The organism is Paenisporosarcina sp. P5_A11 (assembly GCF_056400705.1).
This window is the reverse complement of record NZ_JBFUKT010000117.1, coordinates 1-10,431: the sequence shown is the minus strand read 5'-3', so window position 1 is coordinate 10,431 and position 10,431 is coordinate 1. Positions and strand designations below refer to the sequence as shown.

The window sequence follows — 10,431 nt, the reverse complement described above, 5'->3', positions numbered from 1 at the left end:
TTTCGGAATGCCTATTGGCACCATAAATTTATATGATATTCAAGATCAAGCTGGCTTTTTAGGGACTTGGATTGGTCAACCTTTTCAAGGGAAAGGCTATAATTTAAAAGCTAAAAATCTTTTCCTAGAAGAGCTATTTTATCAATATCAAATAAATACTGTGTTTTTACGTATTAAAAAACATAATGAAAAGTCTATCCGAGCTACAGAGAAGTTAGCATATACCATGAACGCTAAAGAGTCACACCCCACTTTATTTGAAGAAATCAATGCAGGAGAACATCAATATGAGCTATACCAAATTCCAAAAGATTTATTCTACTTATCAACGGCTGCTTCTCGATTTACCGAAGAAGAAGAGCAAGCGATGTAAAGAAAATACCGCCTACACGATTCTAGTGTAAGCGGTATTTTTCATTTTGCAATAGATGTAATGAATCGAACAAGTGGTAAACTTGTGTTGTTATCAATATGTAATTTCGTTGATTTAAAAGTGTTAGCGGTTACCAAGGGTTCAGTTAGTAATCGTATTTTTTTATATTTTTGTTACCATAGGTGTTACCACTATTTTGCCCGTACACACGTCACTGTGGATGGCATTTTTTATATTCCTTACAACTGTTTTTTCTTCTCAATGAAATCCTCTTCGCTGATAATCCCGTCTTCCATCAATGCTTTAAATTTACGAAGGTCATCTGAAACATCTGGAGAAGATTGAATAGATGTTGATTCTGATTTCTTCCCAATGTTATTCCGAACATACTCCACAAATTCATTTACTTGGCCAATATTAATTCCGCTCATTTCAACCTTGTTCCCAGAAGCAATGATATTCATTTTGTGACCAAACATTCCCTTCCCTATTTCCAGGCTGGAAATGTTGCTGAAAGGAAATGACTCGGAATCAAATCCTGTTAGCTTTTTGCAGTGAAAAAAGACCTGACGATCAGTAGAAACTAGAACCCCATTACAAATTGTATCTTTACCAAACATTTTAGATCTGAACATGCCAATACCCAATACTTCACTTCTTCACCATTCAAATGCTCTTTTGCTAATGTTAGAAATTTTTCAGCCCTTTTTACTCAAATCAACCACTCCATCCTTATAAAGTTTAGACTAACTATTTTTTATAATTATAATCCAAGTATTGCCAACGCTGCCGATAATTATTTTACGCTTGGGATAAACTATTAGTTTTCCAATCGCTAGTTATTATGGTGGGTGCTTGTTTCTTCTTCATGTTCGATAATTCGGAGAAAGCATGGAATATGATAATGAAAGCCGGAATAGGCTACGTTTTAATACAAATGAGTCCCTTATTTTTGCAAATGCTACGGACAGATGGGGAGGCTGTTTAACTGTGGAAGAATCAACTTTCTAGTAGAATAATAAGCCCTTCCACATAAATGGATGGGCTTTTCCTATTTCATATTTAAGTACATATCAAGCAGCTCCTCAGTACGATTGCGAAGACGAACATTTAGATATCTTCGATGCTGGTCATACCCTCCAAAAAAGAAAGTGTACTCCGTACATGAGTCGTCTCGATTACCTTTAATGATTCTCATATTGTGCTGACGGAGATACAGTTTAGTTTCCTTCAAATCTTTTTGGACAGCTTTTATGGATTGCTCAATGATGTTTATGTATGGTCGCTTTAATTTGAATGGACCTTTTTCAAACTGTTCACGATCAAGCTCTAAAATAATAATTACCATAGGCAAGTAAATCATGCTTTCAAAGTGCGGTAAACTTTCAGCTGGAATGAGTGTCATCTATATCACCAAATTCTCTTTACGTTCGACAGGAATTAATGCCAGGACACTGTCAATCAAAAAAGTACGTTTGGTGTTTCTCAAGAAACAATAAGCTTGAAATGACTCACCATATTGTTGCAAAACTTTAATACGTCTCTTTGTAACTTCTCCACTTTTCGAGATATACATAACCTCCACAATCTGACCATATCGCATAGCCTTCAAAAGAATTTTCTTCACATTAATCCCTCTAACAAGAGAACACTTGTTCTTATTATATGCGAACGTATGTTTTTTATCCATGGGAATTATTCCCCCAAAACAAAAAAGACCGTCATTTGACAGTCTTTTCTTCTTAAATTAACCACCCGTTAGTTAAAGAAGAAAATCCACACGCTTCTGTAACCAAGCCTTATACCTCGTGGCAGAGATTGTATACCACATGCTACATGCACAACAGATTGAGATGCCCCCCGGATTAGGAAGTATTCGACTTCATTAATCAATAAGAAAAAGCTTCCATGTAAAAAGGCAGCTTATTAACTAGTTAATTAACCTTTTTCCTTCTAAATAAGAAAACAACTAAAAGTGTTGTTAATATTAGCTTTACTAATTTAACGATTTTAACTAAAATTTTGATTAAACTATTAATTGCAAATATATTAGGTTTTGCAAACAAATCTTACGTGTCAGGGGGATAAGGTAACCTGGAAATGATGGGTGTTGTTGTTGTTGTTAATGGCACTTCAAAAATTTCAATGGGACGCATCATTTCGTGATCTTCATGCTCCAGCATATGACAATGCCACACATATCGCCCGGTGAATGGTCCAAATCGGGCAATAATGGATGTGACGTAACCAAAGGGGGTCTGAACTGTATCTTTTAATCCCATTTCATAGGGATTAGGAGGAGTGGGCGGTCCCGTAAAAATAAGGGTTCCGTTTTTTTGAAATTGAGAAACATCAAAAGGCTTGCGATTAAGAATTTGAAAATCAACCAAATGGAGATGGATGGGATGAGGAGCATCATCGATTATATTAATGATGCGCCAAATTTCGACGGTATTTAATTCAATTCTTTCGGACATTCGATCTATCCACATTTTCCCATCTAATAAGTTCAAGGATCGACCATATTGATCCTTGGTTCTGACGAGTGTTAAATCTCTTGTTCTCTTTGCCATACTTATTGGAAGTCGTTCGATTTTCCCTAAATAAAAAGGAAGGGAACTAGTATCTGTACTTCTTAACGGAACAGTTACCCTAAATTGCATGACATCTGTTGTTTCGGCGGATGCACTCTTGGTGACATTTTTGRGAATAATGGTTTGACCGTAGTATTGAGAAAAATCAATGATCACATCTATACGCTCGGCACTCATAATAATAAATTCATTTATTACTACTGTTGTCTCAAGAAAGCCACCATCCGTGCCAATTTGATAAAAAGGCTGATTGGATTCCATTTTTAATGTAAGGATTCGACTATTGGATGCGTTTAAAATTCGAAATCGGTATTTTCTTGGTTCAACGTCCAGATATGGATAAACCTTTCCGTTTACAAGAATCGTATCTGCATCAAAAGGAGGGACAAGAGAAGGATAAGGAAGACCTTTGTCGTTTTGATCCGGTGTGCTGGGGTAGTAAAGTGATCCGTCTGGGTTGAAAGAGCGGTCAACAATTAAAAGAGGGATTTCATATTTTCCTTTCGGAAGATTAAGGGATTGTTCATGATTGTCGCGAATGAGATAGAATCCCGCGAGTCCCGCGTAGATGTTCAATCTTGTAATACCTACCGTGTGGTCGTGATACCACAATGTTGTCGCTCGCTCAATGTTTGGATACGAATAAACCTCTCGTTCAAATAAAGGTCCCGTTTCTTGAAAATTTCTCGTAAACCACGCTTCGGGGTAACCATCGCTATGGGCAGGCGTTCTTCCTCCGTGTAAATGGACAACACTTCTACCCTCTGGAAGAGTTATTTCAGAACCATGAATCGTTGTATCAACAGGAAGAAAGTGCTTATTGGGCAGATCATTAATCCATTTAACAAACACAGTTTCATTCTTCCTTACTTCGAATGTAGGGCCCGGAAATGTTCCATCATAACCCCATAAACGAGTTGGTCCAAGGTCCCTGTGTAGCTTCTGAGAAAACTCCTTCATGGTCACTTCGTAATATAAACTGTAATTACTTCGCATCTTAGGAGATAAGGTGTTTGGAATAGGCAGTTCATCCACGAATTTTTGTAGCTTTATCTTTTCACGCATAAGTATGGAAAACTTCCTCCCTGTTAATATCTACTGAGTAAGTTTATGAACGTTAACTTGTCCATTATGTCTATACGTATCCTCTTCTTCAATTAACGAATGCGTTGTGTGGCCAGACATCTTGTCTCCCTCCTTTGCGGAAGCTTAACCATACAATAGATCACTATAAAAATAGAAATATCCTTAGAATCTAATTAATTCTAAGGATTTTCTGCTATTTCCTTTACTAAGGCTTATTAAACTAACCTGAATCGTTAGTTTAATAAGGAAATAGAGCTGCATAAGTTACCTTAATCTAAAGCACCCGTTAGTTGAAGAAGGATACATATATTGACCGTTTCTTTGATAGAATTTAACAAATCGATGCTACACTTTTCCATCTAAAAAAGACCGTCTTTATAATAAAAAACGGTCTTTTCATTCTTGTACAAATGTTAACTGCTGCTTTCGTCACTACTTTCATCATTGTGATGATGATCCTCTAAATGTAAACTTGAGATACTCCTGCGTGGTCGGACGGCCATAGACCCGTTCTTGTTCTGTCACTCTGTTCTTCTCCTACTAATTCTGCTTCTATTGGTTTCCAACCATTTTTAAACAAGATATAGTCTATTCTTATAAGTAAGCTAGAAACTGCATTTAAAAGATACTGATGTCAACAAAACGGATCATAACCGAATTGTTAAAACACCTAAAACTAAAGCCTCCATTAGAAAATTACTGTTGCCTCAACAAGTGTTGGATTTATTAACTGAAATAAAAAAAGAAACTAACGCTAAAGACACCTACAATATGTTCGGTGAATTTAACGAAAGTCTCTCTACCACTACGCTTGATAATTAGTTTGCGGCTATTGTCAAAGCAAGTGAGTACAAAAGATTCGATTGAACGATTTTCGTCATTCTCATGCTAGCCACTTAATTAATAAAGGATACAATGCATTAATGGTTGCTAAGCGATTAGGTCACAGTGATGTTGCCATGACACTTAATACTTACAGCCACTTATACCCTTCATCTCAAGAAAAAGCTGTGGAAGAAATGGAGCAAGAAATCGCATTATAATCTAGTTTGTTACCATTATGTTACCACGAAGCGCCTAACCCCTTACTTAGTAACGTTAAATGGAGACGTAATGAGTCTAACCATTTCATCTGGCGTTTTTGGAAGTTCGGAGTTTTCCATTAATAGTCGCATATGCTCCGCTCGATTGGATACATCTTTTAGGGAATTTATAAACGTGGTAGGTGTAACATTTTCCTCTTCGAGAACAGAAGCCCATCCTTGTTTTTCAAAAATTTTCGCATTCAATAACTGATCTCCTCGACTTTGTAGTTTTGACAATGGAATTAACAGCATCGGCTTGCGTAAAGCTAAAAATTCGAAAATTGAATTTGAACCAGCTCGAGAAACAATTACATCTGATGCATGTAATAAATCAGGTAATTCTGTTGTGACATATTCAAATTGTTTGTAACCCGCTACAGCTTGTATAGCCTCATCTACTTTTCCTTTTCCGCACAAGTGAATGATGTCATATAAATCAAGGAGATTTGTCAGGTTACTACGGATGGACTCATTTATGATTGCTGAGCCTTGGCTCCCACCCATAATCAAAAGGACTGGTTTCAATCCAGTAAAACCACATAAACGAAGACCTACAACTTTTCTTCCCTCAAATAGCTCCGAACGAATGATTGATCCTGAACAACTGGATTTATCGGATGGTAAGTGTTTCAATGTTTCTGGAAAAACACTAAAAATATGATGTGCGAAAGGCATGGCAAGTTTATTTGCAAGACCTGGAGTTACGTCTGATTCATGTATCACAACTGGAGTACCCGATAACTTCCCTGCCATCACGACAGGAACAGATACGAATCCGCCTTTTGAAAAAATAACAGATGGTTTTACTTTTCTAATAATTAATAAGGCTTCAAGTAAACCTTTTGCCACTCTCAGTGGATCTGTAAAGTTTTTGATAGAAACATAACGTCTCAATTTACCACTTGAAATGGCATGATATTTTATATGAGGAAAAGCATCTCGAATTAGTTCCAATTCAATTCCATCTTTTGATCCGATGTAATGAATCTCAAATGATTGTTTTTCTAATGTTGGAATGATTGCTTGGTTAAGCGAAACATGACCGGCAGTTCCCCCACCTGTTAACATAATTGTTTTTTTCTTCATTTGTAAAACTCCTATCTTCAACGCTTTCGTTTCTTTCGAATTCGATGTTGTATTCGTGACTATTATTATTTAAACTTATCCTTTACATAATATACACTATTTCCCGACTTAACATGAACGTCATATGCAAAAACAACTGATATCAAAAGATTTGTTCAGTTATTTTATTAAAAATTCCGATAAAATACACATTCATTTATTTGGATTTAATGTGATATACTGAGGGGAAAATTTGAAGAAATTAGGGTGATCCATATGCATGAAACAACAAATCTAAAAGAAAAATGGTCGCTCATGCTAAAAATTGTTTTTCCGATTTTAGTTACACAGGTGGCATTATATTTAATCACATTTTTTGACATTTTGATGTCAAGTAGATATGGGAGTGAAGACTTAGCTGGAGTGGCCGTCGGTTCATCACTATGGGTGCCGATATATACCGGATTAGCAGGTATACTTCTCGCAATCACTCCCATTGTCGCTCAATTAGTTGGAGCAAAAAAAAAGAATGAAGTCAGATTAGTAGTCCAACAAGGATTGTTTCTATCTCTTGGATTATCTGTTCTAGTCTTAATTATTTTATCACTCTTTTTAGAACCTATTCTGRATACCATGACATTGGAGTTTCGTGTTGAGAAAATTGCCAAATCGTTTTTAATAGCGATTAGCTTCGGGATTATTCCATTATTTGCTTACAATGTATTGCGTTCATACATGGATGCCCTAGGGAAGACACGGGTAACGATGTTCATCACATTGTTATCTGCTCCTATTAATGTTTTCTTTAACTATTTACTTATTTTTGGTAATTTCGGTTTTCCTGAACTAGGTGGAGCTGGTGCTGGTTATGCTTCAGCTATTACGTATTGGTTAATTTTTTTAATTGCTGTAGTTGTCGTTCACAAACAACAACCATTTCAGCAATATGAACTTTTTAAAAATTGGCAGCGTGTTCAGTTTTCAAAATGGCGGGATATTAGCATAATTGGGGTTCCCATAGGTTTATCAATATTTGCAGAAACAAGTATTTTTTCTGCAGTTACGCTAATGATGAGCACATACAGTACTGCAGTCATTTCCGCTCATCAAATCGCCTTAAATTTCACATCGTTACTCTACATGGTTCCGTTAAGTATTTCGATTGGTGCAACCGTCTTAGTAGGATATGAAGTTGGAGCGAAGCGATACAAAGATGCTCGCACGTACAGCTGGCTAAGTGTTGGAACAGCCGTAATCATCAGCTTCTTCTCTGCATGTATTTTGTTTTTTTTCAGAGAACAAATTGCCTCCGTATATACAACAGATGCAACGGTTATTCAGTTAACGATTCAGTTCTTCGTATTTGCTGCACTCTTCCAGTTATCAGATGCTATACAAGCACCTGTACAAGGTTCTTTACGTGGCTATAAGGATGTCAACGTTACATTTATCATGGCAATTATTTCGTACTGGGTCATTGGCTTACCAGTTGGTTACCTCTTATCTAAGTTTACTGATTTCGGACCTTTTGGTTACTGGATTGGATTAATTGTAGGTTTAACGGCTGGTGCCATCACTTTATCAGCTCGTCTCATTCGAATACAACGCAAAAAACATGACACAGTCCTTTAAGGATTGTGTCATGTTTTATATGGTTCATCGTTATTTTAATATCCCAGTTCGTTTGACCTCCACAGTAATATCTGGTTTTATTTCAATCTCACTGAATGTATCATTCCTGTCCCCTTTTTTCCAAACCTTTGGATGAAATGCTCGGACCCGACGGCCTATCCACTCCTTTAACAACTACGAGGAAATTTCGTGTTTTATGATGACAATATAAAAAGAACCGTTCTCCGAAAATCCGGAAACGGTTCTTTGATATATTAGCGTCTACTTAAGAGGTCTTTATAGATTGTAACATATTGCTTTGAAGAGGAAGACCAACTAAAATCAAGCTCCATTGCGTGTTTTACTAAAGTCCCCCAGTTATCAGACTCAGAGCGATAAAGGGTAACTGCTCGCTCAATCGTATACAACATTTCGTAAGCATTATAATTGGCAAAGCTGAAGCCATTTCCTTCCCCAGTAAACTCATTATAAGGAACAACAGTATCCTTCAGTCCACCTGTTTCACGGACGAGAGGTAAAGTTCCATAGCGCAGCGCAATAAGCTGTCCAATGCCGCACGGTTCAAATTGAGAGGGCATTAAAAACAAATCGGAACCTGCATAAATTTTTCTAGCTAGGGATTCATCAAAATATAAATTGACTGACACATGATCCGGATAGTAATCAGCAAAGTACCTAAACGACTCTTCGTATTGTGCATCACCTGTACCTAATAAAACGAACTGGACATTCAACCCGATTATCTCATGGAAGACATGACGAATTAAATCAATGCCCTTCTGATCAACCAATCTGGTTACCATTGAAATGATGGGAATATCAGAATTTACAGGCAATCCAAGTGTTTTCTGTAGATTCTTTTTATTCTCAGCCTTACCTTGTTGACTATCAAAAGGCAGGAAAATCAACTCGTCACGTTTAGGATCATAGGAATCGTTATCTATCCCGTTTACAATTCCACGGAGTTTAGCGCCCTTTTTTCGTAGAAATCCATCTAACCCTTCCCCGTAATAGGGTGTCTGTATTTCTTCAGCATAAGTAGCACTCACAGTTGTCACACAATCAGCAAAGGCAAGTCCTCCTTTTAGATAGCTGACATTCCCGTAAAACTCTAATGCGTCCATGTGGAAATATAAATCACTTAAATTCAGTAAATCAGAAAGCACCGATTTAGGATAGACTCCCTGATAGCGTAAATTATGAATGGTAAACACGGTTTTGATTTCTTGGTACAGTGGTTGATTTACATAATGAGCCTTTAACAAAACAGGAATTAATCCGGTTTGCCAATCATGACAATGGATAATTTCCGGAATTTCCTCTAAATGCGGCAAAGCCTCTAATACAGCACGGGAAAAGAAAGCGAATCGTTCTCCATCATCCTCAAACCCATAGCTACCATGTCTTTTAAAATAATATTCATTATCAAGAAAGTAGATAGTGATCCCTTGATAATCTAGTTTTTCAATACCACAAAACTGATTTCTCCAACCAATGGGTACTTCAATGCTTTTAATCCATTGCATTTGTTGCTGATAATGCAATGGCAAATCACCATATTTCGGGAGTATCACACTAACGTTTACCCCTTCTTCATGTAAAGTGTGAGGCAAGGCGCCAATAACATCACCTAGTCCCCCGGTCTTTATAAATGGGACGCACTCTGAGGCTGCAAATAAAATATTCATGCTCGTGTCCCTCCAGATTAAACTACTTCTTCTTTTTTGATTACTGTCGGTTTTTTCCTTGCAGTGATGATTTGATCCTTTGTAATGATTACTTGTTTATCAGTAATAATATTTTCGATATGAGCACCTTCTTCAATATCACCTTTTTGCATAATGATACTGTTTTTAACTACTGCACCTTTTCWAACCTTTACCCCTCGAAAAATAATACTATTCTCAACGGTTCCTTCTATGATGCATCCATTAGCAATTAAGGAATTAGACACATTTGAAGAAATAGCGTATTCAGCAGGTGCTTCATGCTTAATTTTAGTGAACACTTCCCATGAATCATAAAAATATGTGTGAAGTATTTCTGGGTTAAGGAATTCCATACTACTTTCATGGTATGTTTCGAGAGAATGTATGAAGGGCATATGACCTGTAAAATGATACCCTTGCACATTGAGCTCTTTCAGATTTGCTTTCACAACATCTTTCAAAAAATCATATTCTTCATACTCTATACAACTTTTGATTAAGTCGATTAATAGTTGTTTTTTAATCACATATGTTTCCAAACATATATGGTCCCCTTTTGCAGGTGCGGTATAAAGGTTTATATCTCGCACTACACCGTCCGTATCTACAGACAATTGATGATAAAGCGGCCTATTAACTGGTTTTCCATCAAAATCCTTATAAAGGACTGTAATATCAGCTTCATTGCTTTCATGTACTTTAATCACATCGTTAAAGTCAATTTTACAAATATGATGACCAGGAGCAATAATAACTGTGTCTGCAGTTGCCCGTTGGAAAAATTCTAAATGATCATAGAGTTGCTGAATATCGCCTTTTATTTTTTCATCTGGATGAATTGAAGGAAGAATAAACAAGCCTTGTGAACGATGATCAAGGTCCCATTC

10 protein-coding genes are annotated in these 10,431 nt (G+C 36.7%); 3 read left to right on the top strand and 7 right to left on the bottom strand.

Annotated elements, in window-relative coordinates:
• Window positions 1–373, top strand: a 373-nt coding sequence (locus tag AC1DOS_RS14120) for a GNAT family N-acetyltransferase (protein ID WP_477538011.1), incomplete at its 5' end; no start/stop codon positions are given.
• A 239-nt stretch (window positions 374–612) separates the two neighbouring features.
• On the opposite strand, the gene AC1DOS_RS14115 is transcribed toward AC1DOS_RS14120, so the two are convergent.
• The 4 genes from AC1DOS_RS14115 to AC1DOS_RS14100 form a co-directional block, all read right to left on the bottom strand.
• Window positions 613–993: a PH domain-containing protein gene (locus AC1DOS_RS14115; RefSeq protein WP_477538012.1), complete on the bottom strand. Its 381-nt coding sequence runs from the start codon at window positions 991–993 to the stop codon at window positions 613–615.
• A gap of 431 nt (window positions 994–1,424) precedes the next feature.
• Window positions 1,425–1,778, bottom strand: a complete 354-nt coding sequence (locus AC1DOS_RS14110; protein ID WP_477538010.1) for a YhjD family protein — start codon at window positions 1,776–1,778, stop codon at window positions 1,425–1,427.
• Window positions 1,779–2,063, bottom strand: a complete 285-nt coding sequence (locus AC1DOS_RS14105) for a transcriptional regulator (RefSeq protein ID WP_477538009.1) — start codon at window positions 2,061–2,063, stop codon at window positions 1,779–1,781.
• Window positions 2,064–2,442: 379 nt separating this feature from the next.
• Window positions 2,443–4,032 carry a multicopper oxidase family protein gene (locus AC1DOS_RS14100; RefSeq protein WP_477538008.1) on the bottom strand — a complete coding sequence of 530 codons (1,590 nt, stop codon included), beginning with the start codon at window positions 4,030–4,032 and terminating at the stop codon, window positions 2,443–2,445.
• An 884-nt stretch (window positions 4,033–4,916) separates the two neighbouring features.
• Between AC1DOS_RS14100 and AC1DOS_RS14095 the strand changes: the two genes are divergently transcribed.
• Window positions 4,917–5,096 (top strand): tyrosine-type recombinase/integrase, encoded by a 180-nt coding sequence (locus AC1DOS_RS14095; protein ID WP_477538007.1) that lies wholly within the window; start codon window positions 4,917–4,919, stop codon window positions 5,094–5,096.
• Between the two features lie 42 nt (window positions 5,097–5,138).
• Here the strand turns inward: AC1DOS_RS14095 and AC1DOS_RS14090 are convergent, their stop codons facing one another.
• The gene (locus AC1DOS_RS14090) at window positions 5,139–6,224 is read right to left on the bottom strand and encodes an undecaprenyldiphospho-muramoylpentapeptide beta-N-acetylglucosaminyltransferase (protein ID WP_108585786.1); all 1,086 of its coding nucleotides are present in this window, start codon (window positions 6,222–6,224) and stop codon (window positions 5,139–5,141) included.
• Window positions 6,225–6,479: 255 nt separating this feature from the next.
• Here AC1DOS_RS14090 and AC1DOS_RS14085 point away from each other — a divergent pair, with 255 nt between their 5' ends.
• Window positions 6,480–7,835: an MATE family efflux transporter gene (locus tag AC1DOS_RS14085; protein WP_477538006.1), complete on the top strand. Its 1,356-nt coding sequence runs from the start codon at window positions 6,480–6,482 to the stop codon at window positions 7,833–7,835.
• 254 nt (window positions 7,836–8,089) lie between these two features.
• On the opposite strand, the gene glgA is transcribed toward AC1DOS_RS14085, so the two are convergent.
• Together glgA and glgD are read right to left on the bottom strand one after the other, a co-directional pair.
• The gene (glgA, locus tag AC1DOS_RS14080) at window positions 8,090–9,523 is read right to left on the bottom strand and encodes a glycogen synthase GlgA (protein ID WP_108585788.1); all 1,434 of its coding nucleotides are present in this window, start codon (window positions 9,521–9,523) and stop codon (window positions 8,090–8,092) included.
• 17 nt (window positions 9,524–9,540) lie between these two features.
• A partial coding sequence (gene glgD, locus AC1DOS_RS14075; protein ID WP_477538005.1) for a glucose-1-phosphate adenylyltransferase subunit GlgD occupies window positions 9,541–10,431 on the bottom strand: 891 nt, incomplete at its 5' end.

Bases quoted from the DNA above. Each gene is read 5' to 3' on its own strand.
- AC1DOS_RS14115 (WP_477538012.1), bottom strand. From the start codon at position 993: ATGTTTGGTAAAGATACAATTTGTAATGGGGTTCTAGTTTCTACTGAT.
- glgA (WP_108585788.1), bottom strand. From the start codon at position 9,523: ATGAATATTTTATTTGCAGCCTCAGAGTGCGTCCCATTTATAAAGACC.
- AC1DOS_RS14105 (WP_477538009.1), bottom strand. From the start codon at position 2,063: ATGGATAAAAAACATACGTTCGCATATAATAAGAACAAGTGTTCTCTT.
- AC1DOS_RS14090 (WP_108585786.1), bottom strand. From the start codon at position 6,224: ATGAAGAAAAAAACAATTATGTTAACAGGTGGGGGAACTGCCGGTCAT.
- AC1DOS_RS14110 (WP_477538010.1), bottom strand. From the start codon at position 1,778: ATGACACTCATTCCAGCTGAAAGTTTACCGCACTTTGAAAGCATGATT.